This is a genomic window from Aeromonas sp. BIGb0445, assembly GCF_024809075.1.
Lineage (GTDB): Bacteria > Pseudomonadota > Gammaproteobacteria > Enterobacterales > Aeromonadaceae > Aeromonas > Aeromonas rivuli.
Genome location: NZ_JANUES010000003.1, coordinates 126,177 through 151,517 on the forward strand (window position 1 = coordinate 126,177; position 25,341 = coordinate 151,517).

Here is a 25,341-nt window from a genome sequence, read left to right on the forward strand (position 1 = left end):
TTGGGAAAGGTGGGTCTTGCGACCCACCCGGTGTCAACGGTCAGCAACCATCAGTTCAGTTCGGTGACGCGGCCAGTGCGCTTGCCATCGAAACTGGTGGTACGCAGGTATACCTTGCCTGTCACGGTCGGCTTGGCCGCCGCGTCATAGGCGTTCCAGTGCTTGCCATCCAGGCTGTACTGGATGGGCAGACCCGGCAGATCCACGTTCGCTTCCAGCTTGCCGTTCACCACCTTGGCGCCCGGCACAGAGAGACGATATTCGACGCCCTGGAGATCCAGTTTCGGCAACTGGCGCTGGCCCAGCAGGTTGGCAAAGCGGTTCCACTCCTTGGCCAGGGTCGCCTTGTTGACGAACTGGGTCTCACCGGAGAACTCGCGGCCCTTCACGTAGGGCAGCTCGAAACCACCTTTGTGCCAAGCACGCTCGGCCACCGAGAAGATACGCGGATAGACCATGTACTCATACTGGGCATCGGTGCGGACCGTTTCGCTCCACAGCTGGCCGGACATGCCCTTGAACTTGACCGCATCCTGATCGCCCTTGGCGACGAAGGCATTGCCATCCCGGTCGACCGAGGTCTCGGCGTTCTGCGGCAAGTTTTCCGGGGCGAAGGCGAACACCTTGCGGGTGTCATTGAAGCGGGTCGCCCAGTAGTAGCCGCGCTCGGCCGGATGCACCTCGTTCGGGAAGTCGAAGTAGAGGTAGTCCGGGTTGGAGAGCACCACCTCATAGCCCTTGTGCGCCCACTTCATCGCCTCGTTGAAGCCGCCCCAGTAAAGGGTTTCCCAGAAGTTGACCCGGGTCTTGTCGGTGGCGAAATCCTTGGCGCTGTTCGCGTACTTCAGACCATCTTCCCACGCCTGCAGGGTAGAGAAGCCGTGGCCCTTGACCATCTCGCTCACTTCCTTGGCGAAATAGACAGGCAGCTCCTGCACATCGGCAATCTTGCCGTCGGCGATCATCTTCTGGCACAGGGGGGACTTGCCAAACGGCTTGTCCTGCTTGCTCCAGTCGGTATTGCCCTTCCAGGCCACCAGATCGGCGGGCTTGGTGGTGGCCGGATCCTGATAGCCCCCGCCCAGCATGATGTTTTTCGCCTCGTCACCGCCATAGTGCCAGGCGGTCAGCGGCTGGCCGGCGGCCTGGTGCATCTGGGCCACTTCATCCATCACCTTGGCCACGAAGGTGGCGGCACCTGGCTGGCAGGGGTTGATGAAGGACATCTTGTCGTAGAACTGCACCGAGGTGATGTTGGAGCTATCGGCCGGATCGGTCAGGCGATACTGGTTCGCTTCGGTTTCTTTACCCTCGGCCATCAGCCGCTGGTAACGCGCCTCCATGGAAACCACCGCCGCACGGGCATGGGCCGGCATGTTGATCTCCGGCACCACGGTCACGCCGCGCGCCTTGGCGTAGCGCACCAGCTCGATGTAATCCGCCTTGCTGTAGAAGCCGGAACCCTGGTTGTCCGCAGCCGGACCCGAGCCCAGCTGCGGCAGCAGACACTGGGTTTCGGACAAGTCGTGGCAACGCTCGGCACCGACCTCGGTCAGCTCAGGCAGACCGGGGATCTCGAGGCGCCAGCCCTCATCGTTGGTCAATCCCAGATGCAGCACGTTGAGCTTGGTGGCCGACATCTGGTCGATCAGCTTGTGCAGGGTCTGCGGACTTCTGAAGTGGCGGGCCACGTCGGTCTGCATGCCGCGGTATTCGAAGCGCGGTGCATCCTCGACGCTCATCTGGCTGACCCGCTTGTCATCGACCCCTATCAGGGCGATGAGGGACTGGGCCCCCCAGAAGGCGCCATTGACATCGTGACCACGGATGATGGCGCCATCCTTGCCGATGTCGAGCTGATAGCCTTCGGCCTGTTTGACCTTGCTGCCGAGCTTGATGGTCACTGGATAGCCGGTGTCGGAGAGGGTAACACCCAGCTTGGTCAGTGACGCCTTGATGGCATCAGCGCGATCGGTCGGCAGGTCAAGGGCATCGAGCTTGATGCTGGAGAGATCCACCTGCGGGCCCACCTTGATGAGCTGCTTTGCCGGGGTCGGCAGTATCTGGTTATCGATCTGCTGTGCAGAGAGCAGCGTGCTGGTGCGGTTGGCCTCATAACGGGTCTGCGCATTCATCAGAACGTTGTTGTCATCCTTGGTGCGCTTCCAGCCATCGGCCGGCATCGGCTTCTCATAGCTGGTGGCATCATCGATGTTGCTCATGCTGGCGATCACCTTGGGTTCGGCACCCTCGGCGGAGACATACCAGCTCGGCATGATGTCAGATTCGAACAGTACCCAATACTCCACCACCAAAGGCACTTCGACAGTGACATCCTTGGCAAAACCCTGGAACTTGTCGGTGGGGGTCAGGCGATAGAGGTCGCCGGTCAGATGCTCGATGGCAAACTGATCGTTGTCGACCCGTTGAATGCGACGGATGGAGGAGACGTAGATCTCCCAATCCTTGGAATTAACGTCTGCGCCCTGATTGGTCAGGTGCAGTTTGGCCACGCCACAGCTGGCCCATTCAGAACCTAGCGCCTGGCAATCCAGACCGGCTCCGGCACCATCATTGGTGACGACTTCGTACTTGACGACGAGGTTGCTTGCGAGGGAATCGACCAGGGCCTGGTTGGCGGCATCGGCGGCCATGGCAGGCGCGGCAAAAACGCCAGACATAGCGAGGGCTAAGAGAGAGATCTTGAGTGTCATAACTGCTGCTCTTGGTTGAAGTAAAGATTGGAATTGCTTGGCTTTTTTTATGGTGGGCCCCATAGGTGGGGCCCTATTTATGTCAACAATGGACTTAGGCTTGAGCGGACGGGCAGGAGGAGGCGCCCGTCCGGGTAACACTTAACGCAGGGACTTCATCTCACCGGCAATGATCTCGGCCAAGGGGCCCAGAATCACTTGCAGGTTCTGTTCACCCAGCTTGACCACACCGGCGGCGCCGAGGGCCTTGAGCTGACGCTCATCGACGATGCTGCGGTCTTTCAGGGTCAGACGCAGACGGGTGATGCAGGCATCGATAGTGACCAGGTTGTCATGACCACCCAGCACTTCCAGATACTGCTTGGCCAGCTCGGTACGATCAGTTATCTCGGCTCTGGCCGGGATGGCTTCGTCGTCTTCACGGCCCGGGGTCTTCAGGTTCAGCTTGACGATGACCAGACGGAACACGCTGTAGTAGATGCCGAAGAACACCAGACCTTGCAGCAGCAACATGTACCAGTTGACGGCCAGCGGGTTACGGCTGGAGAGCACCATGTCCACCAGACCGGCACTGAAACCGAAACCGGCAATCCAGTGCATGCTGGCCGCGATGAACACGGAGATACCGGTCAGTACGGCGTGGATCACGTAGAGCACGGGGGCCACGAACATGAAGGAGAATTCGAGGGGCTCGGTCACACCGGTGAAGAAGGCAGCGAAGGCGGCTGCGATCATGATGGAGGCGACCTTCTCTTTGTTCTCTTTCTTGGCGGTGTGGTAGATGGCCAAGGCGGCGCCCGGCAGACCGAACATCATGATGGGGAAGAAGCCAGCCTGGTACATACCAGTCACACCGGCGACCGCTTTACCGGCATCGATGGAGCTCTGACCGCCCAGGAAGTTCGGGATGTCGTTGATGCCAGCCACGTCGAACCAGAATACGGAGTTCAGGGCGTGGTGCAGACCGATCGGGATCAGCAGACGGTTGAAGAAGGCGTAGATACCGGCACCGGTAGAGCCCATGCCGACGATGGACTCGCCGAAGTGAACCAGACCACCGTAGATGACAGGCCAGACAGCCATCAGCACGAAGGAGACCGCCATCATGACCACGGAGGTGATGATGGGAACCAGGCGACGGCCGGAGAAGAAGGCCAGCGCCTTGTGCAGCTCGACGCTGCTGAAGCGGTTGTACAGCTCAGCCGCGATGACACCGGTCAGGATACCGATGAACTGGTTGCTGATCTTGCCAAAGGCAGCAGGAACCTGCTCGAGCGGGATACCTTGCAGCTGGGCAACGGCGCCCGGGCTCAGCAAGGTGGTGACCACCAGGAAACCGACCAGGCCGGCCAGGGCGGCGGAACCATCTTTATCCTTGGACATACCGTAAGCGACACCGACCGCGAACAGGATCGGCATGCTGTCGATGATGGCGGCACCGGCCTTGATCAGGAACGCGGCCAGAGGGCTGCCGCCACCCCAACCATTCGGGTCAATCCAGTAACCTATGCCCATCAGGATCGCTGCGGCAGGCAATACCGCTACCGGCACCATCAGGGCACGGCCGATCTTCTGTAAATAACCGAGAATGTTCACGGCTCCTCTCCTTAGTAAGTGTTTTTCTATGAGTTAATGTTTTTCTATAAATTAAGTGCTTATTACGTTCAACGCATAAGCCATCAAGGCTTGATTGGCAGTCTAGGTCTTTTATTTCGCTTCGCAAATTAATAAAGCCATAATCGTGATCATTATCACCCAAACGACATAAAGTTAGCGGATAGATGTGGCTTAGTTTCCAATCTTTATTTACGCTATGAAACAACTAAGATTTGCCATTACGTCTTACCATCGTGCCCATGCCGGTGACAACAAACTAGAGGTACTCGAAATGCGTCTGATCCCACTCAAGTCAGCCAGCCAAGTCGGTCTGTGGTCTGCCCGTTACATTGTCGATCGCATCAACGCTTTCCAGCCGACCGCCGAGCGCCCCTTCGTGTTGGGTCTGCCCACGGGCGGCACGCCGCTCAATACCTACAAGCGCCTGATTGAGTTGCATAAAGCGGGTGAGGTCAGCTTCGAGCACGTGGTGACCTTCAACATGGACGAGTACGTTGGCCTGGCCGAGGAGCATCCCGAGTCCTACCACAGCTTCATGCACAACAACTTCTTCAGTCACGTCAACATTCGCCCGGAAAACATCAACATCCTCAATGGCAATGCCGCGGATCTGGTGGCCGAGTGCAAACGCTACGAAGACAAAATCAAGTCCTACGGCCGCATTCATCTGTTCATGGGGGGGGTCGGCAACGATGGTCACATCGCCTTCAACGAACCGGCTTCTTCTCTGGCGTCCCGCACCCGGGTCAAGACCCTGACCGAAGATACCCGCATCGCCAACTCCCGCTTCTTCGGTGGCGACATGGAGCAGGTGCCCAAACTGGCCCTGACCGTGGGCGTGGGTACCCTGATGGATGCCGAGGAGATCCTGATCCTGGTGATAGGTCACGGCAAGGCCCTGGCCCTGCAAGCGGCCGTCGAAGGTTGCGTCAACCACATGTGGACCATCTCCACCCTGCAACTGCATCCCAAGGGCATGATGGTGTGCGACGAGCCCTCCACCATGGAGTTGAAAGTCAAGACTGTCCGCTATTTCCAGCAGCTGGAAGCGGACAACATCGGTCGTCTGTGAGGGTAACGCCATGTACGCATTGACCAACTGCACCCTCTACACCGGCAGCGAAGTGCTGACCGGCCATGGGGTGATCATCGATGGCAACCAGATAGTCGCCATCAAGCCCCTGGCGGCGCTGCCTGCGGACGTGGCTCGCCACGATCTGGACGGCGCCAACCTGAGCGCCGGCTTTATCGACTTGCAGCTCAATGGCTGCGGCGGTGTCATGTTCAACACCGATATCACCGCCGAGACCCTGGCCACCATGCAGGCGGCCAACCTCAAATCCGGCACCACCAGCTACCTGCCGACCCTGATCACCAGTCCGGATGCGGACATGAAACAGGCGGTCGCGGTCACCCGCAGTTACATGCAGGCGCGCGCCAATGAGGTGCTGGGCGTCCATCTGGAAGGGCCCTATACCAACCTCAAGCGCAAGGGCATACACCCGGCGGATCAGATCCGCCAGCCCGCGGACGAGATGATCGACTTCTTCTGCGCCAACGCGGATGCCATCGCCAAGATTACCCTGGCCCCGGAGCGCAACAGCCCTGAGCACATTCGTCGCCTGGTCGAGGCCGGCATTCTGGTCTCAGCGGGTCACACCGCGGCCAGTTACGAACAGGCCATGGCCGGTTTTGAGAGCGGCATGCGCTTTGCCACTCACCTCTATAACGCCATGACCCCGACCGTGAACGGCCGCGAGCCAGGTGTAGTCGGTGCCATCTACGACAGGGATGATGTCTACACGGGTGTCATCGTCGATGGCCATCATGTGCACTGGGCCAACGTGCGTCTCGCCCACAAGGTGCTGGGGGAGCGACTGGTGCTGGTCACCGATGCAACCGCCCCGGCCGGTGCGCCGGAAGGCTTTGAGAAATTTGATTTTTGTGGCGCCACCGTCTATTTCCGTGATGGTCAGTGCGTCGATGAGAATGGTACACTCGGCGGCTCTGCCCTCACCATGATTGAAGGGGTGGAAAATCTGGTCAAACAGGTGGGGTTACCCCTCGCCGAAGCGCTGAGAATGGCCACCCTATACCCTGCACGCGCCATTGGATGGGACTCACGTCTCGGTAGTATCCAGGTCGGCAAGATAGCCAACCTCACCGTCTTCGATCAGGCCTTCAAGGTCCTCGGGACCGTGGTTAACGGACACTACACACAACAGTGACATCATGACTGGCGGACAAATAGCAAACGTAGACCTTATCAAGCAGGTCAATTGTGCAGCCGTGTATCGGCTCATCGACCTGCAAGGCCCCATCTCCCGGGTCAAGATTGCCGAGTTGAGTCACCTGGCCCCGGCCAGCGTGACCAAAATAACCCGGCAACTGATCGAGCATGGTCTGATCAAGGAGACCTCACCGCAAGCCTCAACCGGCGGGCGGCGTGCCATCTCCCTCACCACCATCAAGAATCGGTTCCAGTTTGTGTCCGCCAAGTTGGGTCGAGGCTACCTGCAACTGAGTCTCTATGATCTCGATGGCAAGGAGCTCGACCAGCACATCACCGAAGTGACCGAGATAGACCAGCAACCTGTGGTCGACATGCTGCTGCGCGAAATTGGCGCCTTCATCGACGCCCATCAGGAGCGCAGCCGCAATCTCATCAGCATCGCGCTCACTATGCCGGGCCTGGTCAATCCGGAATCGGGTATGGTCATCTATACCCCCAAATACCAGATCCGCAACCTGGCCCTGGCCAAGTTGCTGGAGAACCACTTCAACCTGCCCTGCTACGTCGGCAACGACACACGCTCCCTGGCACTGGCCGAACACTTCTTCGGCGAGTCCCGCGACTGCATGGACTCCATCCTGGTCAGTGTTCACCAGGGTGCGGGGTCGGGCATCATCACCAAGGGCAAGGTGTTCCTCGGCCAGAACCGCAACGTCGGCGAGATAGGCCACATTCAGGTCGAGCCCCTCGGCAAGCGCTGCCACTGCGGCAACTTCGGTTGCCTTGAGACCATCGCCTCCAACGAGGCCATCGTCGACAAGGTCAAGGAGCTGATCAGCCGCGGCCACCAGAGCAGCCTGCAAGACAAGTACATCAGCATCCATGAGGTCTGCAAGGCTGCCCTGGCTGGCGATGAACTGGCGCGCAGCGTGATTGAGAATGTGGGCGAGCATCTGGGCCGGGCCGTGGCCATCACGGTCAACCTGTTCAACCCGCAGAAGGTGCTGATCGCAGGCGAGATCACCGAAGCCGAGGAGATCCTGTTCCCGGCCATCCGTCGCTGCGTCGAGCATCAGTCCCTGCCAAGCTTCCACCGTGGCCTGCCCATCGTGAAAGCCCGCTTCCAGAACCAGCCCACCATCGGCGGCTTCGCCCTGGTCAAGCGCGGTCTGCTGGAAGGGGATCTGCTGCAGATCATCATGGAACAGAAGTGACGGCGCGCCGCTGAGGCGGCAGGTCAGATACCACAACGGCAGCCAATGGCTGCCGTTGTCATTTGTGCGTTGTCACACCCCTTCGCCGCTATCCTGCCCGGCAGGGCTTGAACAAGTCCAAGGCATCATCATAGGCACTGGTTTTGACGTTCATGATGCCCAGTGCTGCATGAGGGGAACAGCTGAGAATAAACCCACTCACCCTGCCCGGCAGGGCTTGAACAAGTCCAGATCACCATCGTAAGCACTGGTCTTGACGTTCATGATGCCCAGTGCTGCATGAGGGGAACAGCTGAGAATAAACCCACTCACCCTGCCCGGCAGGGCTTGAACAAGTCCAAGGCATCATCATAGGCACTGGTCTTGACGTTCATAATGCCCAGTGCTGCATGGGGGAACAGCTGAGAATAAACCCACTCACCCTGCCCGGCAGGGCTTGAACAAGTCCAACTCGCCATCGTAGGCACTGGTCTTGACGTTCATGATGCCCAGTACCGAGTGGAACAGGTTGTCCTGGGAGAAGCGCTTGGCCTGTGCCTCCTGCTTGAGGCAATCGAGACTCAAGCCATCCTCCTGGGCGGTGCGCGGCGCCATCCAGGTTAGCATGGGCACCACCGTCTGATCGTCCGGCGCGAACTTGTAGGGGGTGCCGTGCAGATAGAGTCCCATGGCGCCCAGGGACTCCCCGTGATCCGACAGATAGATGAGCCCCACATTGTACTCCGACTCCAGCCCCTTGAGGGTGTCGATCAGCTGCCCTATCACCTTGTCGGTGTAGCGAATGGTGTTGTCATAGGTATTGACCAGCTCCTCGTTGGTGCAATTTTCGATGTCGCTGCGCGGGCAATCTGGCACGAAGGCGCGCTCCGTGGCCGGGTAGCGCCGGTAATAGGTGGGGCCATGACTGCCCATCAGGTGGAAGGCCACCAGCTTGTTGCCTGATTTCATCCCGGCAATCTGCTGATCCAGCCCCTTGAGCAGCACACCGTCATAGCAGGACTCGCCTTTACAGAGCTCGGGATGCTCCTTGGGATCGACCACCTGGGTCGGCACCCGATCGCACACCCCTTTGCAGCCGCCATCGTTCTCCTTCCACAGTACCTGCACCCCGGCGTGCTGCAACACATCCAGCAGGCCATCCTGATGACGGGCCCGGTTCTCGTCATACTCGCGCCGGGTCATGTTGGAGAACATGCAAGGCACGGAAACCGCCGTGGCGGTGCCGCAGGAGCGTACATGGCGGAACGACACCAGACCCGGCTCCTGGTCGGTGAAGGCGTTGGTGTGCTTCTCATAGCCGTTCAGGGAGTAGTTCTTGCTGCGCGCCGTCTCCCCCACCACCAGGAACATCAGGGTCGGTTTGCTGTGGCCTTCGGCCGCGACCACGGCGTCGCTTCCCAGCGCCAGGAAGGGCATGGCCGGGGTGAAGAAGCTGGTTTTCACATACTTGAAGATGCCGGCCACATAGTTGGCGGGCACTATCTCCTTGGCCATGGTGTGATTGTTGCGGCCCACCGAGGCGTAATCCTGATAATAGAGGGCACCCACGGCGAAGATGAGCAAGGCGGAGAGCCCCATGCCCCCCAGCCGCAGGCCCAGCCCCTGGTACCAGCGCGTGGGATATTCAATCTTGAGCAGCAGCAGACAGAGGGTTGGCAGCACCCCCGTCAGCATGAACCAGGTCAAGACGGAGCCATTGAGATAAGAGCCCGCCTCCCCGACATTGGTTTCCACCACGTTCTGCACCATGTTCTGATCGAAGATGATCCCGTATTTGAGCATGGCGTAACTGGCCAGGGAGCCAATGAGGATCAGCACACTGAAGAAGGGCTTGAGCAGGTATCGAATGCTAAACGGCAGGAACACCAGATTGAGCGCCGCCAGCAATAGCAGAGGAATGGAGAGCACGAAGCCGACCTTGACGTGATCGAGGCGAGAGAGGGCGTGATAGAAGTGCAGGAAGATAGGCCAGTTGAATACCAGAGTAAACAACAGCACCAGCAGGACATTCACCTTGATGGCACTCATAGTGATACGCATAGACAGACTCCGCTAACCAGATGACAGGCTCACCGGGAGCCAGACTTGGCAGCATCATAAGAGTCGAGACTTAAGTGAAAATTAAGATGAAAGCCCATGGAGGCAAAGAGACATACAAACCGGGCTGGGGGTGGCAGGCAAGCCATGATGACGCACCGGGCTGCATCTCCCTTTGGCAACATCATAAAAAAACGGCAGCCCGTGGGCTGCCGTTAGCTGTCTGTGCGGGCCTTCGATCAGAGGGTCGCGGCCACTTCGTCGGAGGACGATGGCACCGTTGTGATGCCACTTCCTCTGAGGTGCAACCTGACGCTCAGAGGATCGCGGCCACTTCGTCGGAGGGCGATGGCACCGTTGTAATGCCACTTCGTCGGAGGAGTGTGGCACCGTTGTGATGCCACTCCCTCTAAGGTGCAACCTGACGATCAGAGGGTCGCGGCCACTTCGTCGGAGGAGTGTGGCACCGTTGTGATGCCACTCCCTCTAAGGTGCAACCTGACGATCAGAGGGTCGCGGCCACGTCGTCGGAGGACTGTGGCACCGTTGTGATGCCACTTCCTCTAAGCTGCAACCTGACGCTCAGAGGGTCGCGGCCACTTCGTCGGAGGAGTGTGGCACCGTTGTGATGCCACTTCTTCTAAGGTGCACCTGACGATCAGAGGGTCGCAGCCACTTCGTCGGAGATGGAGCCGTTGTGGTACACCTCCTGCACGTCGTCCAGGTCTTCGAGCATGTCGATGAGACGCATCAGCTTGGGAGCAGTCTCGGCATCCAGCTCGGCTTCGGTGGAGGGGATCATGGTCACTTCGGCGTTCTCGGGCTTGAAGCCAGCCGCTTCCAGGGCATCCAGCACGGTACCGAAGTCATTCGGAGTGGTGTAGACCTCAATGGAGCCATCCTCTTCGGTGACCACATCATCGGCACCGGCTTCGAGCGCCGCATCCATCAGGGCATCTTCATCGGCACCGACGAAGGTCAACAGCCCTTTCTTGCTGAACAGGTAAGAGACAGAGCCGTCAGTACCCAGGTTGCCGCCACACTTGTTGAAGGCATGACGCACTTCGGCGACGGTACGGTTACGGTTGTCGGTCAGGCACTCCACCATGACCGCGGAGCCCGCCGGGCCGTAGCCTTCATAGACGATGGTCTCGAGCTGCTCGCCGTCGCCACCACCGGCCCCACGCGCGATGGCGCGGTTGATGGTTTCCCGGGTCATGTTGCTGGTCAGGGCCGCAGTCACGGCGGCACGCAGGCGCGGGTTGTTGGCGGGATCGGGATCGCCGATGCGCGCCGAGGTGGTGATTTCACGGATCAGCTTGGTGAAGATTTTACCGCGCTTGGCGTCTTGCGCCGCCTTGCGGTGTTTGATGTTGGCCCATTTACTGTGACCTGCCATAAAAACGCTCCGTTATGATTTCAAATCAATGAGATAAGTCTGCTGATATGGGCCGCAAGTGCGGCCCTTTTGATTTACTCAGCGCCTTCAACGTCAGCCTTGGTATCGACCTTGGCAACGGTCGCAATCGCCAGCTCGCCGAGCTGGGCCGGATTGGCGAAGCTGGGGGCATCCGTCATCAGGCAAGACGCCGTGGTGGTTTTCGGGAAGGCGATGACATCCTTGATGTTGTCGGTGCCGGTCAGCAGCATGCTCAGGCGATCCAGGCCAAAGGCCAGACCGGCGTGGGGCGGAGTGCCATATTTCAGGGCATCGAGCAGGAAGCCGAACTTCAGGCGCTGCTCGTCCGGGGTGATCCCCAGGATGTCGAACACACAGGACTGCATGTCGCTGCTGTGGATACGCACAGAGCCACCACCCACTTCGTAACCGTTGATCACCATGTCATAGGCATTGGCATAGGCACCGAGCGGGTTCGCTTTCAGCTCGCTCGGGCTCAGATCGCTCGGGGCGGTGAAGGGGTGGTGCATGGCGGCCAGCCCACCCTCGCCATCTTCTTCGAACATGGGGAAGTCGATGACCCACAGCGGCTTCCAGACGTTCTCGACCAGGCCCAGATCACGGCCCACTTTCAGGCGCAGGGCGCCCATGGCGTCGCAGACCACTTTCTTGGAGTCGGCGCCAAAGAAGATAATGTCGCCAGCGGCGGCACCGGTACGGGTCAGGATCTCGCGCACGATCTCGTCGGAGAGGAACTTGGCCACCGGCGACTGCACGCCTTCGAGGCCATTAGCGGCGTCGTTGACCTTCATCCAGGCCAGCCCCTTGGCGCCATAGATACCGACAAACTTGGTGTACTCGTCGATCTGCTTGCGAGACAGCTCGGCGCCGCCCGGCACTTTCAGGGCTGCCACACGGCCTTTCGGATCGTTCGCCGGACCGGCAAACACCGCAAACTCAACCGCAGTCAGCAGATCGGCGACATCGACCAGCTCCATCGGCAGACTCAGATCCGGCTTGTCGGAGCCGAAGCGGCGCATGGCTTCGTCGAAGGTCATCACCGGGAAGTTGCCGAGATCCACGGCCAGCACGTGCTGCCACAGCTGGCGGATCATCTCTTCCATCAGCTCGCGCACCTGGGGCGCGGTCATGAAGGAGGTCTCCACGTCTATCTGGGTGAATTCCGGCTGACGGTCGGCACGCAGGTCTTCATCGCGGAAGCACTTGACGATCTGGTAGTAGCGATCGAAGCCGGACATCATCAGCAACTGCTTGAACAGCTGCGGGGACTGCGGCAGGGCGTAGAACTTGCCCTTGTGCACCCGGCTCGGCACCAGATAGTCACGGGCCCCTTCCGGGGTGGCCTTGGTCAGCATCGGGGTCTCGATGTCGAGGAAGCCCTGCTCGTCCATGAAGCGGCGCACGAAGGCACTGGCCTTGGCACGGGTCTTCAGGTATTTGGCCATCTCGGGGCGACGCAGGTCCAGATAGCGGAACTTGAGGCGCTGCTCTTCGCTGTTGACCTGGTTGAAGTCGAGCGGCAGTGGCTCGGCGCGGTTGATGATGGTCAACTCGTGGCCGAACACCTCGATGGCGCCGGTGGCCATGTCGCTGTTGCGCTGGGAGTCGGGGCGGCTGCGTACCACACCGGTCACCTGGATGCAGAACTCACCGCGCAGTTCGGAGGCCAGGGCGAAGGCATCCGGTTTGTCCGGATCGAAGAAGACTTGCACTATGCCTTCCCGGTCACGCATATCGATAAAGATCAGACCGCCAAGGTCGCGACGACGATGGACCCAACCGCACAATGTAATGGTCTGCCCTGCATGGGCTTCATTGACCTGTCCGCAATAGATAGAGCGCATGGACTTCTTCCTTCGAAATTGTAAGAGAGACGGTTAACCCTGAGTCGCCGGGCACGACAGGTCAGCACCGTCTGTCTCGCCACTGGCCAGATGCTTGTGCTACCCGGTTTGAAATCAGTCTCGTACCAGCCGGCCCCTTTGAGCCGGCAGCTTGCCGCCGATACCGGCTTGCAACAGCGAGGCCGTCGGCGAAGCATCGGAGAGCCGTTGTTGTGTTAACAATTCATGACCGCATGTCACCATCGCGGGACGCATCATCCGGCGCCACCATCAAAAATTGATAAACAAAGGGGTGGCATTATAGAGGAAAACCCCTATACGGGTAAAATGACCTGCCCCCTCCTTTGCCCTGTTTTTTAGCTCAGTTGGCAAATTTTTGAGGGGAAACGCGACAAAACCGCCAACAGGATCCGCAATGAGCCTCTTTTTGGGACTGCCACAGTGGTCCCACCCCGCCTGGCCAGGTCAATTACTCGGCCAGGGCGCCAAGCCCGCCGAACACCTGGCCGATTACGCCAGGGTGTTCAACACCGTAGAAGGCAATACCACCTTCTACGCCTTGCCGACCCCGGAGACGGTGCTGCGCTGGAGCGAGGCGGTGCCGGATACCTTCCGGTTTGCCTTCAAGTTTCCGCAAACCATCAGTCACCAGAGCGATTTGGTCAGCGTGGACAAGCAGGTGAGCGACTTTATCGCCCTGCTTGCCCCCTTGCACGCCAAGCTGGGGTTGCTCAAGCTGCAACTGCCCGCCCGCTTCGGGCCCGCCGGTTTGCCTCGTCTGACCGAGTTTTTCAATCGCCTGCCCCGGGATTTTGCCTATGCGCTCGAGGTACGACACCCCGATTTCTTCGCCAAGGGGGACGCGGAGCGGGCCCTCAATCGCATGCTGATGGAAAAGGGCATCAACCGCATCATGCTCGACTCCCGGCCCCTGTTTTCGGTGCCCGCCACCACGGCGGCCATGATTGACTCCCAGGGCAAGAAGCCACAGCTGCCCGTGCACCTGCTCGCCACCGCCCACGCCCCCGTGGTGCGCCTGATCGGCTTGCCGGATCCTGCCGCCAATCACCCCTTCTTGCCGGACTGGTTGCCCCATTGGCGCCAATGGCTGGCGGATGGCAAGGATCTCTATCTGTTTATCCATACCGCAGACAATGCCCAGGCCCCGGCGTTGGCGCGCCAGATAGTGCAATTGCTCGGTCAGGAAATGGCCCCCTGGCCGGGGGAAATTGACAGTGCCCGTCAAGGGGTGCTGATGTTTTAGTCTGCGGCACGAAAAAGTCGATTATTTACGGTGGCGGCTTCGCCCTGTTCAAGACAAATGGCCAGCAATCCTCTAGACTAGCGCCCCTATGACGGGTCAGCAGATGGCCCGTGTGAGCGGCCGGGGCATCCAGCAAAACAGGAATCCTTGTGGCCCTTCGCCAGCCGTTGATGCCCGGTACGATTCAGGTGTCAGCCAATACCAAAATTGAACAAAGCCGGGGACAGACAGATCCCCTGCCGGATTGCACCACTATGCATGATCAGATCTTTGCCGCCCCCATCGCCCAACTGGGCGATTTTTGCTTTGACGAGCAGGTCGTCGATGTCTTTGCCGACATGATCCAGCGCTCTGTGCCGGGTTACAGCAACATCATTTCCGCCATCGGCATGATGACAGCTCGCTATGCCCAGCCAGACAGCCGCCTGTTCGATCTCGGTTGCTCCCTGGGCGCCGCGACCCAGGCCATGCGTCGCAACCTGGCGCAACCCGGTTGCCGCATCACGGCGGTCGATCTCTCCCGCCCCATGATAGATAGGGCCCGGGCCCACCTCTCGGGCTTCAAATCCGAGGTGCCGGTCGAGCTCATCGAGGCGGATATCTGCGACATCGCCATCGAGAACGCCTCCGTGGTGGTGCTCAACTTCACCCTGCAATTTGTCGACCCCAAGCAGCGGGCGGCGCTGATCCAGCGCATCTTTGATGGCCTGCGTCCCGGCGGCATCCTGATCCTGAGCGAGAAGCTGCGTTTCGAAGATAAGCCGGTCAACGAACTGCTCATCGACCTGCATCTGGATTTCAAGCGAGCCAATGGTTACAGCGAGCTGGAGATCAGCCAGAAGCGCACCGCGCTGGAAAACGTGATGCGCACCGACACCCTGGCGGTACACCAGGCGCGCCTGCGCGAGGCGGGTTTCGTCCATCAGGATCTCTGGTTCCAGTGCTTCAACTTCGGTTCCATGATCGCCATCAAATCCAGCGACACCCAGCCATGATCGACTTCGCCAATTTCTATCAACTGATCGCCAAGACCCGGCTCAGCCACTGGCTGCATACCCTGCCCGCTCAGCTCCATGCCTGGCAGCATGACAACCTGCACGGTGATCTGCCGCGCTGGAGTCGTGCCCTCAACAAACTGCCGGTGGTGGCTCCCGGTCAGGTGGAACTGAAACATCGGGTCGAGATAGGCCATAGCGAGAGCCTCAATGAGGGGGAGCGCAAGAAGGTGGAGAGCCTGCTGCGTCAGTTTATGCCCTGGCGCAAGGGCCCCTTCACCCTGCACGGCATCCACATCGATACCGAGTGGCGCTCCGACTGGAAGTGGGACAGAGTGCTGCCCCACATCAGCCCCCTGGACGGACGCTATGTGCTGGACGTGGGCTGCGGCAGCGGTTACCACCTGTGGCGCATGGTCGGGGAAGGGGCCAGGCTCGCGGTCGGCATCGATCCCAGCCCGCTGTTCCTCTGCCAGTTCGAGGCCATTCGCCACTTTGCAGGCAACGACCAGCGTGCCCAGCTGCTGCCGCTGGGCATCCAGGAGCTGCCGACCCTGCGGGCCTTCGATACCGTCTTCTCCATGGGGGTGCTCTATCATCGCAAGTCCCCCATAGAACACATCGAACAGCTGCGTAATCAGCTCCGTGATGGCGGTGAGCTGGTGCTGGAAACCCTGGTGATCGACGGGGATGAGGAGCAGGTACTGGTGCCATCGGATCGCTACGGCAAGATGCGCAACGTCTGGTTTATCCCCTCAAGCCTGGCGCTCAAGCGCTGGGTCGAGCGCTGTGGCTTCTGCGATGTGCGGATTGTCGATGAAAATATGACCAGTACCGACGAACAGCGTCGCACTGAGTGGATGCTCAATGAATCTTTGCTTGATTATCTGGATCCCGCCGATCCCTCCCGCACCGTCGAGGGGCTACCCGCTCCCAAACGAGCCGTATTAATCGCTACCAAGGCCAAAGACTAGCCGAGGGCAGTTGTGGAAGTTACACTGATTCAAATCCAGGAAGCACAGCTAAATGAATGACATGAAAAGCAAATTGAAAGGAATGACCCTGCTCTCTCTGCTCAGCCTCGGCGGGTGTGCTCAGTTGGAACAGGCACCCACAGTGCCGCCGCTGACCCTGGCCGAGCTCAGAACAGAATTGAGCCTGAGTGAACAGAAGATCCAGCTCGCCATGGCGCAACAAGCGCGCCAGACCGTCCAGCAACAACAACTGCTGACCCAGCTCAATACTGATGTCGTTAACATGAAAGAATCTGTGAACAAAGTCGATAGCAAGCTGGCCACCCTGCCCGCACAGCCGCCCAAGCCACCCGCGATCCCGACCGAGCAGTGCGCCGCCCCCGATCAGGGCCACACCGTCGATGGCAAGCTGCTGGTAGGGGAAGCGGAGTGGATCTGGGTGGATGCCGCCAATGACGCCTTCCAGGCGCGGGTCGATACCGGGGCAACCACCTCCTCCATCAGCGCCCAGGAGATCACCATCTTCGAGCGCAATGGCAAAAACTGGGTGCGCTTCTTCCTGAGCCATCAGGATCTCGATGACAAGATCCAGATAGAAGCCCCGCTGGTGCGCCATGTGCGCGTGCGCCAGGCCTCTGCCGACGATCTCGACCGCCGCCCGGTGGTACGCCTCACCGTGCGCATCGGCGACATGACCGAGAAGGCCGAATTTACCCTGAAAGACCGCAGCGACATGACCTTCCCGGTGCTGCTGGGTCGCGAATTCCTCAAAGACATCGCCGTGGTCGACGTGGCCCGCGAATATATCCAACCCAAACCCAAGCTCAAGGATGTGAAATAATCCATGGTTTCCCGTAAGCCGTTCTATTTGCTGGTAGCCCTGCTGTTCATCGTCGGCATGGGGATGACCATCTATCACCATATTGCCCTGGACGTGCCGCTCACCCCGGGTGAGAAGCGTCAGATCTGGTCCATCGAGGCCAAACTGGAGTTCGATGCGACCGGGGAACCCGTCATCGCCTCCCTGGCCATTCCGGGTACCCAGCCGGGTTACACCCTGATGAACGAGAATGCGGCGAGCCCGGGCTATGGCCTGTCGTTTGTCGAGAAGAACGGGGATGCCCGTGCAGAGTGGTCCATCCGCACCGCGACCGGCCGCCAGGAGCTCTACTACCGGGTCGACATGATGGCCGATGCCCATGCCAAACCCGCCGCCCTGGCCCAGCCGCCCTCCATCGAGAAGCAGATCGAGAGTGAGCCTTACGCCACGGCCATGAAGCAGATCCTCGAGCGCGCCCAGGAGCGTTCCGCCGATGGCTACACCCTGACCCGCGAGATCATCAAGGAGATCGAGAAGCAGGAGCAGAACGCCCAGTTGCTTAAATCCCACAAGAGCCGCGCCAACCTGATTGCCGAGCTGCTCAACAACGCCGACGTGCCGACTCGGGTGGTGCACGCCCTCAGCCTGGAGGACGGTCGCCGTCGCCAGGAGCTGGTGGACTACTTGCAGGTGTTCAACAGCCCGACCGATTATCAGCTGTTTAACCCCCAGACCGGCGAACAGGGCCGTCCTGCCAATCTGCTGCTGTGGGAATACAACTCCGGTGCCCTGCTGGATGTGACCGGCGGTCATAACTCCAAGGTCACCTTCTCGATGATCGCTCAGGAGCAGCCCGTCAGTGTGGCGCTGTCCCAGAAGTTCGAGCAGTCCGAGATGATGAACTTCTCCATTCACAGCTTGCCGCTGGAGGAGCAGGCGCTGTTCAAGGGACTGCTGCTGATCCCCATCGGGGTGCTGATGGTGGTCTTCCTGCGAGTCCTGGTCGGTATCAAGACCTCGGGCACCTTCATGCCGGTGCTGATTGCGGTCGCCTTCATCCAGACTCAGCTCATCACCGGTCTGGTCGGCTTCCTGCTCATCGTCGGTACCGGTCTGGTGATCCGCTCCTACCTGTCGCGGCTCAACTTGCTGCTGGTGGCGCGCATATCGGCGATCATCATCATGGTGATCTCGATGATAGGGCTCTTCTCCGCACTGGCGTTCAAGCTGGGGCTGACCAGCGGCGTGAAGATCACCTTCTTCCCGATGATCATCCTCTCCTGGACCATAGAGCGGATGTCCATCCTCTGGGAAGAAGAGGGCTCCAAAGAGGTGTTCCGTCAGGGTGGCGGTTCCTTGCTGGTCGCCGTCATCGCCTACCTGGCCATGGATAACGAGCTGATCCGTCATCTCACCTTCAACTTCCTCGGCCTGCAGCTGGTGCTGATGGCAACCGTGCTGGTGATGGGTAACTACACCGGTTACAAACTGAGCGAGCTCAAGCGTTTCAAACCGCTGGTGGATGAGATGAAGTCGGGCGTCACGCCGGGTAAGGACAAGTAACAGATGTGGTTCTGGGAAAAATACACCAGCCCGTGGAGCCTGGCCCAGTCAGGTATCCTCGGCATGAACAAGCGCAACCACAGCTACATCAGCCGCTATAATCCGCGCAACCTCTATCCCCTGGTGGATGACAAGTTGCAGACCAAGAAGATAGCGCTGGATGCCGGCGTGACTGTGCCTGATCTCATCGGGACCATTCGCGAGCAGCATGATGTGGCCCGCATCACCGAGCTGGTCAAGGAGTGGCCGGGCTTTTGCATCAAGCCGGCCCGCGGTTCGGGGGGCAAGGGGATACTGGTGATCCTGCGCCAGGAAGATGGCCTCTTCTACAAGCCCAACGGCAGCGCCTCCAATGGCCAGGATCTGGAGCGTCATGTCTCCAACATTCTGGCTGGGCTCTATTCCCTGGGCGGCAAGCCCGACGTGGCGCTGGTGGAAGGGCTCATCAACTTCGATGATGTGTTCGACGGCTACTCGTTTGAAGGGGTGCCCGATGCCCGGGTGATCATCTTCAAGGGCTTCCCGGTGATGGCCATGATGCGTCTCTCGACTGCGGCATCGGATGGCAAGGCGAACCTGCACCAGGGCGCCGTGGGGGTGGGTCTGTGCCTGCGTACCGGCCGGGCGCTGCGGGCGGTGCAGTTTGGCACCCCCCTGCGCCACCACCCGGACACCGGCCTCGACTTGTACGAACTCAAGGTGCCTCACTGGGATACCCTGCTGACACTCGCAGCATCTTGCTATGAGATGTCGGGACTGGGGTATATCGGCACCGACATGGTGCTCGACAAGTTCCGTGGCCCCATGCTGCTCGAACTCAACGCCCGCCCCGGCCTCGCTATTCAGATAGCCAATGGCCGCGGTCTGGTGCCCAATCTCAAGACCATAGAGAAGCTGGGGTCGACCAAGATGACGGTGGCGCAGCGCGTCGCCTTCTCCAAGGAGCACTTCGGCATCTTCGACGAGTGATGGTGTCGCAGACACTGACTCAAGCGCGCCTTCGGGCGCGTTTTTTATTGGGAACAGCCCTGACTCGCCACTCGCGCCCCCAATCCCCCTGCCCGCCATCCCCGGGGATAAAGCTTGCTACAGGCTGAACCCAGGGAGGCTTTCAGCCTGTCAGCGCCCTTTATTAAAGCGACAAGAAACGGCGCCAATGTTAGATTAGTTAAATCAAATTAAATAGATAGAACGGATCAGGTACTCCTATGCAACGCTGGCCCAGCCTGAAACAGCTCCAATATCTGATAGCGCTCGACGAACACAAGAACTTCAACCGCGCCGCCAAGGCGTGCCATGTCAGCCAGTCGACCCTGAGCACCGGCATCCAGACCCTGGAAGACATGATGAATCTGCAACTGGTCGAGCGCGACCACAAGAGCTTCATCATGACCCCCATCGGGCTGGAGGTGGTCGAGCGGGCCCGCAACCTGCTCTCCGACGCCCGGGATCTGATGGAGCTCGGCCAGCAGCAGGGGGGCGTCATGCAGGGTACGGTGCGGCTCGGCTGCATTCCGACCATAGCCCCCTTCCTGCTCAGCAAGCTGGTGCAACGCTGCGCCAAGACCTACCCGGACCTGGAGCTGCTGCTACGGGAAGACACCACCAGCAACCTGCTCAAGCAACTGGAGCAGGGTCAGCTCGACCTCTTGATCCTGGCGTTGCCCATCGAGATTGGTGGTTTCCATTGCAAGGCGGTCGGTCAGGATCCCTTCCACATGGTGATGCCCAGCGACATGGCGGCGGGGCTGCACATGCCGTTCGACTATAAAGAGCTGCCCAGCCAAAGCATCTTCCTGCTCGAGCGCGAGCACTGCCTGACCGAGCATGCGGTAAGCGCCTGTCGACTGCGGGACAAGAGCAAGATCAACCCCTTTGCCGCCACCAGCCTGCACACCCTGGTGCAGATGGTCGGCGCCGGGCTCGGCACCACCTTCTTGCCACAGATGGCCATCGATGCCGGCATCCTGGATAACACCGACCTGGTGGCCATCCCGCTGCCGGGTGAGCAGGCCTACCGGGAGATAGGCCTGGTATGGCGCCCAAGTACCACTCGGGTCCAGACCTTCTACAAGCTGGCTGAGCTGGTCAAGCCGCTGATCGAGCCCCAATCCGAGTCGGCTCTCACGACATGAATGAAGGGGCTTCTCTCTTCCAGGTTGGCATGCGGGCACTGCGCTCACGTTTGAATTCGATATGAGGGAGTGAAATGTCGATGAAGCTGATCCTGCCCCTGCTTGCCCTGTTGCTGGCCGCCTGTTCCAGTACACCGGAGCCTGTGCCCCCCTCAGCGCCTGACAAAGCCTTCAATGGCTTCTTTCAACAGTGGCGCGGGGTTCCCTATCGCATGGGTGGCACCAACAGAGCCGGACTAGACTGCTCCGCCTTCACCCAGCTCGCCTATCAGCAGGTGCTGGGCTTCCAGCTGCCCCGCACGACCGAGTCCCAGGCCGATCTCGGCGAGGCCATCCCTCGCAGCGAGCTGCGTCATGGGGATCTGGTCTTCTTCAAGACCGGCTGGGATCAGTATCACGTCGGCGTCTACACCGGGGCCGGGGAATTTATCCATGCCTCCACCAGCAAGGGCGTGATCCGCTCACGCCTCGACAATGTCTACTGGCGCAAGCATTACTGGCAGGCACGCCGCCTGACCTCCGTCACCGGGCCCGCCGGCTGACAACACTCAGGCCCCGAGGGGCCTGAGTGTTGCGTGGGACGGGTCAGGCCTTGCGGTGCCAGCGCGGTGAACTCGCGGTCTCCCCCCAGGGGGTGACACAGGCCAGATGCGCCCCCTCGATGAGACGGTCGCTCTCCCCGAGCACCTCCCCCACCTGGCGATGGATCAGCTTGAGCGCAGGCAAGGGCTGGCTCGCCAGGGAGTGTCCCGCCGCAAAGTAGGCACCCTGATGATGCAGCGCCAACTTCTGGACGAATTCATAGGTATTGAAGCTGGCAGGCATGCGATCTACCACATCATCGACCTTGGTCAGCAAGCGTTCCAATTCCTCTGTCATGACACTCTCTCCCTCTGCTGTGATGAAACACAAATTACCCCAAAATGGTTAGTTTTGACCAGTACCAAAGATGGCTCATGGGCGGTCAACACGATACGGTTGCCGAAAATGGGTGGCGGCGCACGCTTCGCCGCCGCGCCGGGGCCCATGGCTTTACAGAGTGCGCGAGGACGAGTTAACGTTCTGGGCCTTATTGTCCGGGAGCCCCTATGGAACAGGCCATGCATTTTGCCACCCAGCTGGATCGACTCAAGTCAGCCTATCAGGCCGCCCCTGCCCCGTCACTCGCCGAGCGACTGGCCAGACTAACGCGACTGGAGCAAGCCCTGCGCACCCACAAGGAGGCGCTCTGTCAGGCGCTGACCCAGGATTATGGCAAACGCAGCCGAGCCGATAGCCTGCTCGCCGATATCTTGCCCTGTCTCACCCAGCTCAAACATGTCCGCAGGCACCTCAAGAAGTGGATGGCTCCGAGTCGGCGCCACCCGGGGCTGCTGCTCACTCCTGCCCGGCTCGATGTCGTCTATCAGCCCCTCGGCGTCGTGGGCATAGTGGTGCCCTGGAACTTCCCGGTGATGCTGAGCCTGGGGCCCCTCATCGGCGTCATTGCGGCCGGCAACAGAGCCATGCTCAAGCTCTCCGAGTTCACCCCGGCCACCAATGCGGTGCTCATCCAGCTGCTGAGCGAAGCCTTCGAACCGGACGAGGTGGTGGTCTGCGAGGGGGATGCCCAACAAGGGGCCGCCTTCTGCGCCCTCCCCTTCGATCATCTGATCTTTACCGGCTCGACCAGCATCGGTCGGCAGGTGATGGCCAGCGCCGCCCGCCAGCTCACGCCGCTCACCCTGGAGCTTGGCGGCAAATCCCCCTGCCTCATCGGGCCGGAGATGCCGATGAGCCTGGCGGTGGAACGAATACTCTATGGCAAGAGCCTCAACGCAGGCCAGGTCTGCGTCGCCCCCGACTATGTACTGCTCCCCAAAGGCGAGGAGGGCGCTTTTATCCAGGCCTATCGCGAACGCTTCGTGCGCCTCTACCCGCAGGGATTGGCGAGCGATGACTACGCCTCCATCATCAACCCGCGCCAGTATCAGCGGCTCATCGACTGGCTGGAGGAGGCCATTGCCGCCGGTGCCCAGGCTCACCCCTGCGCCACCCCGGCCCGGGATGACGAACGGCACCGGCTGCTGCCCCATCTGTTGACCGAACTGCCCGACCACTGCCAGCTGATGCGAGAGGAGATCTTCGGTCCCCTGCTGCCCCTGATCCCCTATGAGAGCCTCGATGAGGCCATCGCCTATATCCAGGCCAGGCCCAGGCCCCTGGCCCTCTATCTGATGAGTCTGGATCCCGCGTTGCAAGCCAGGGTGATCAGGGAGACACACTCAGGGGGGGTCGCCATCAATGAGACCCTGCAACAGGTTGCGGCGGACGATGCGCCTTTCGGGGGCATAGGCCCCTCCGGCATGGGCCACTACCATGGGCGGGAGGGATTTCTCACCTTCTCCAAGGCCAAGACGGTACTGCGCCGGGGCAGGTGGAGCCCAGGTACCCTGCTCCAGCCCCCCTATGATCGCTGGTACAAGAAGCTGCTGCTGAGCTGGCTGACCCGTTAAGCGCCAGCACCAAATGACAGCAGGGGCCCATGGGCCCCTGCGGTTGACTGATCCCGGATCGGGTTCAGGCGGGTTCATCGAACACCCCTGTGGAGAGGTAGCGATCCCCTCGGTCGCAGATGATGGCGACGATGATCCCTTGCTCCAGCTCGGCGGCGATGCGCAGGGCCCCCGCCACGGCGCCGCCCGAGCTGACGCCGCAACAGATCCCCTCTTCCCGGGCCAGACGACGCATGGTGGTGAGCGCCTCTGCCTGAGTGATGTCCAGCACCCGATCGACCCGCTCTGGCTCGAAGATGGCGGGCTGGTAGGCGGCGGGCCAACGACGGATCCCCGGAATGTGGCTCCCTTCGGCCGGTTGCAAGCCAATCACCTGCACCGCCGGGTTCTGCTCCTTGAGGTAACGGGAGACCCCCATGATGGTGCCGGTAGTGCCCATGGCAGAGACGAAGTGAGTGATGGCTTCGCCACTCTGACGCCAGATTTCAGGGCCCGTGCTCTGATAGTGAGCCTGCGGGTTGGCAGGATTGTTGAACTGATCCAGCACCACACCCTCCCCCCTGGCCGCCATGGCCAACGCCAGATCCCGCGCCCCCTCCATGCCGTTGTCGACCAACACCAACTCGGCGCCATAGGCCTGCATGGCGGCTCGGCGCTCCTGGCTCATGTTGCTTGGCATGATGAGCCGCATCCGGTAGCCCCTGGTGGCCGCCACCATGGCCAGGGCGATGCCGGTATTGCCCGAGGTGGCCTCGATCAGCCTGGCGCCGGGCCGTAAGCGACCGCTCGCTTCGGCGGCGCGGATGAGGCTCAGCGCAGGCCTGTCCTTGACCGAACCGGCCGGGTTGTTGCCCTCCAGTTTGACCAAGATGGTGACGCCCTGGTGGGGGTTGATGCGCTGCAGACGCACCAGCGGGGTGTCGCCTATCAAATCGTCTAGGGTGGCAAAGGCCATGGTGGCTTCCTGTGCAAATGCGCGGATGAGTTGGCGCGGCTAACGTGGCATCATGAGGGGAGCAGTGTAAGCGAGCTCGCCTCCCCGGCAAAGCGCCGTGCGGCCAGGCTGGCCATAGCAAGAACAGGAGTCCCCATGACAGACATCATTCATGATCAACAGCAGCAAGCCTTCCTCTGCGTGGTTGACGGCCATGAGGCCCGCCTGCGCTATCGGTTGCTCGACCAGCATCAGGTCGATGCCTACAGCACCTTCGTGCCCGGCGAGCTGCGTGGCCAGGGGCTGGCAGACAAGCTGGCACGGGCCCTCTTCGACTGGTGCCAGGCCCAAGGTCTCGAGATAGTCCCAAGCTGCAGCTATATCGAGACCTGGTTGCGGCGCCATGGCGGTTGAGCCTGCGGCTCAAGCTGAGCCCTCTTTCGAGTCCGGCTTGCGGCTGCAAACCGAGGCGCTGCTGCGCGCCGACCCCTATCGCATGGCCTGCCTGATGGCCGCGCGGGATCTGGCCCTGCCCGACTGGGCGCTGGGGGCTGGCTTCGTACGCAACCTCATCTGGGATCATCTCCACCACAAGGCCGAACCAACCCCGCTCAATGACCTGGATCTTGTCTATCTGGACTCACAGGATATGGAGGGGACGCGAGAGTCGGCCCACGAAGCCTGGCTGAGCGCCCGTCTGAGCGGCCGCTGGCAGGTACGCAATCAGGCCCGCATGCACCAGCGTCAGCATGTGGCCCCCTTTGACAGCAGCGAGCAGGCTCTGGGGCACTGGGTCGAGCTGCCCACCTGTGTCGGGGTTCGTCTGCTGCCAGATGGTCAGCTGCTCTGGCTGGCCCCCTTTGGCCTGGCATCCTGCTGGTCCCTTGAGGTCCTGCCCAACCCCCGTTGTCGGCAACCCCGGTCTGTGTTTGATGAACGGGTCGCCAACAAGGGGTGGCAACGACTCTGGCCTCTGCTCCAGATCCCGGCACCGCAGTAGCATCAGGATGGGACGGGCTGCGGGCAAGGGGCCACACTCAGTAAAAAAGCCACTTTGGCACAACAACTTAACTAAAGTGACT

At 60.6% G+C, this 25,341-nt stretch carries 21 protein-coding genes; 14 read left to right on the top strand and 7 right to left on the bottom strand.

Annotated elements, in window-relative coordinates:
- Positions 1-50: 50 nt before the first annotated feature.
- Positions 51-2,714, bottom strand: coding sequence for a beta-N-acetylhexosaminidase (locus M2367_RS07335; RefSeq protein WP_259236293.1), 2,664 nt, complete (start codon positions 2,712-2,714; stop codon positions 51-53).
- A gap of 141 nt (positions 2,715-2,855) precedes the next feature.
- Positions 2,856-4,310, bottom strand: coding sequence for an N-acetylglucosamine-specific PTS transporter subunit IIBC (gene nagE / locus M2367_RS07340; RefSeq protein WP_042039724.1), 1,455 nt, complete (start codon positions 4,308-4,310; stop codon positions 2,856-2,858).
- Positions 4,311-4,602: 292 nt separating this feature from the next.
- Between nagE and nagB the strand changes: the two genes are divergently transcribed.
- The 3 genes from nagB to M2367_RS07355 are packed head-to-tail and all read left to right on the top strand — an operon-like array spanning position 4,603 to position 7,778.
- On the top strand, positions 4,603-5,403 hold the full coding sequence (gene nagB / locus M2367_RS07345; protein WP_042039725.1) for a glucosamine-6-phosphate deaminase: 801 nt from the start codon (positions 4,603-4,605) through the stop codon (positions 5,401-5,403).
- Between the two features lie 10 nt (positions 5,404-5,413).
- The gene (gene nagA / locus M2367_RS07350) at positions 5,414-6,559 is read left to right on the top strand and encodes an N-acetylglucosamine-6-phosphate deacetylase (protein WP_042039726.1); all 1,146 of its coding nucleotides are present in this window, start codon (positions 5,414-5,416) and stop codon (positions 6,557-6,559) included.
- Between the two features lie 4 nt (positions 6,560-6,563).
- A complete protein-coding gene (locus M2367_RS07355; protein ID WP_224432570.1) occupies positions 6,564-7,778 on the top strand; it encodes an ROK family protein in 1,215 nt (404 codons plus the stop codon).
- Positions 7,779-8,195: 417 nt separating this feature from the next.
- Here M2367_RS07355 and M2367_RS07360 read toward each other — a convergent pair whose 3' ends face one another.
- The 3 genes from M2367_RS07360 to aspS all read right to left on the bottom strand — a co-directional run bounded on the left by M2367_RS07360 (position 8,196) and on the right by aspS (position 13,079).
- Positions 8,196-9,818, bottom strand: coding sequence for a phosphoethanolamine transferase (locus M2367_RS07360; RefSeq protein ID WP_224432569.1), 1,623 nt, complete (start codon positions 9,816-9,818; stop codon positions 8,196-8,198).
- Between the two features lie 655 nt (positions 9,819-10,473).
- A complete protein-coding gene (locus M2367_RS07365; protein ID WP_224432568.1) occupies positions 10,474-11,214 on the bottom strand; it encodes a YebC/PmpR family DNA-binding transcriptional regulator in 741 nt (246 codons plus the stop codon).
- A gap of 74 nt (positions 11,215-11,288) precedes the next feature.
- Positions 11,289-13,079: an aspartate--tRNA ligase gene (gene aspS, locus M2367_RS07370; RefSeq protein ID WP_259236294.1), complete on the bottom strand. Its 1,791-nt coding sequence runs from the start codon at positions 13,077-13,079 to the stop codon at positions 11,289-11,291.
- A 415-nt stretch (positions 13,080-13,494) separates the two neighbouring features.
- On the opposite strand from aspS, the gene M2367_RS07375 reads away from it, so the two are divergent.
- The 8 genes from M2367_RS07375 to M2367_RS07410 all read left to right on the top strand — a co-directional run bounded on the left by M2367_RS07375 (position 13,495) and on the right by M2367_RS07410 (position 21,372).
- The gene (locus M2367_RS07375) at positions 13,495-14,343 is read left to right on the top strand and encodes a DUF72 domain-containing protein (RefSeq protein ID WP_259236295.1); all 849 of its coding nucleotides are present in this window, start codon (positions 13,495-13,497) and stop codon (positions 14,341-14,343) included.
- 254 nt (positions 14,344-14,597) lie between these two features.
- Entirely contained in the window at positions 14,598-15,338 is a 741-nt protein-coding gene (gene cmoA, locus M2367_RS07380) for a carboxy-S-adenosyl-L-methionine synthase CmoA (RefSeq protein ID WP_259236296.1), read from the top strand.
- Complete coding sequence (gene cmoB / locus M2367_RS07385; RefSeq protein WP_259236297.1) at positions 15,335-16,312, top strand: tRNA 5-methoxyuridine(34)/uridine 5-oxyacetic acid(34) synthase CmoB; 978 nt, start codon at positions 15,335-15,337, stop codon at positions 16,310-16,312. Before cmoA ends, cmoB begins: the two co-directional genes overlap by 4 nt.
- A gap of 82 nt (positions 16,313-16,394) precedes the next feature.
- Positions 16,395-17,153, top strand: a complete 759-nt coding sequence (locus tag M2367_RS07390) for an ATP-dependent zinc protease (protein ID WP_224432971.1) — start codon at positions 16,395-16,397, stop codon at positions 17,151-17,153.
- Between the two features lie 3 nt (positions 17,154-17,156).
- Positions 17,157-18,695, top strand: coding sequence for an inactive transglutaminase family protein (locus M2367_RS07395; protein WP_042039738.1), 1,539 nt, complete (start codon positions 17,157-17,159; stop codon positions 18,693-18,695).
- Positions 18,696-18,698: 3 nt separating this feature from the next.
- On the top strand, positions 18,699-19,664 hold the full coding sequence (locus M2367_RS07400) for an alpha-L-glutamate ligase-like protein (protein WP_259236298.1): 966 nt from the start codon (positions 18,699-18,701) through the stop codon (positions 19,662-19,664).
- Positions 19,665-19,903: 239 nt separating this feature from the next.
- Positions 19,904-20,830, top strand: a complete 927-nt coding sequence (locus M2367_RS07405) for a hydrogen peroxide-inducible genes activator (RefSeq protein ID WP_042044096.1) — start codon at positions 19,904-19,906, stop codon at positions 20,828-20,830.
- Between the two features lie 74 nt (positions 20,831-20,904).
- Positions 20,905-21,372, top strand: a complete 468-nt coding sequence (locus tag M2367_RS07410; protein WP_042044098.1) for a C40 family peptidase — start codon at positions 20,905-20,907, stop codon at positions 21,370-21,372.
- 43 nt (positions 21,373-21,415) lie between these two features.
- Here M2367_RS07410 and M2367_RS07415 read toward each other — a convergent pair whose 3' ends face one another.
- Positions 21,416-21,709 carry a hypothetical protein gene (locus M2367_RS07415; RefSeq protein WP_042044099.1) on the bottom strand — a complete coding sequence of 98 codons (294 nt, stop codon included), beginning with the start codon at positions 21,707-21,709 and terminating at the stop codon, positions 21,416-21,418.
- Positions 21,710-21,918: 209 nt separating this feature from the next.
- Here M2367_RS07415 and M2367_RS07420 point away from each other — a divergent pair, with 209 nt between their 5' ends.
- The gene (locus tag M2367_RS07420; protein ID WP_259236299.1) at positions 21,919-23,325 is read left to right on the top strand and encodes a coniferyl aldehyde dehydrogenase; all 1,407 of its coding nucleotides are present in this window, start codon (positions 21,919-21,921) and stop codon (positions 23,323-23,325) included.
- A gap of 64 nt (positions 23,326-23,389) precedes the next feature.
- On the opposite strand, the gene cysM is transcribed toward M2367_RS07420, so the two are convergent.
- A complete protein-coding gene (gene cysM, locus M2367_RS07425; protein ID WP_224432561.1) occupies positions 23,390-24,280 on the bottom strand; it encodes a cysteine synthase CysM in 891 nt (296 codons plus the stop codon).
- Positions 24,281-24,415: 135 nt separating this feature from the next.
- Here cysM and M2367_RS07430 point away from each other — a divergent pair, with 135 nt between their 5' ends.
- Both M2367_RS07430 and M2367_RS07435 read left to right on the top strand, forming a co-directional pair.
- Positions 24,416-24,673: a GNAT family N-acetyltransferase gene (locus tag M2367_RS07430; RefSeq protein ID WP_042042931.1), complete on the top strand. Its 258-nt coding sequence runs from the start codon at positions 24,416-24,418 to the stop codon at positions 24,671-24,673.
- On the top strand, positions 24,663-25,259 hold the full coding sequence (locus M2367_RS07435; protein ID WP_259236300.1) for a nucleotidyltransferase family protein: 597 nt from the start codon (positions 24,663-24,665) through the stop codon (positions 25,257-25,259). The genes M2367_RS07430 and M2367_RS07435 overlap by 11 nt, the downstream gene beginning before the upstream one ends.
- The last annotated feature ends 82 nt before the right edge of the window (positions 25,260-25,341 follow it).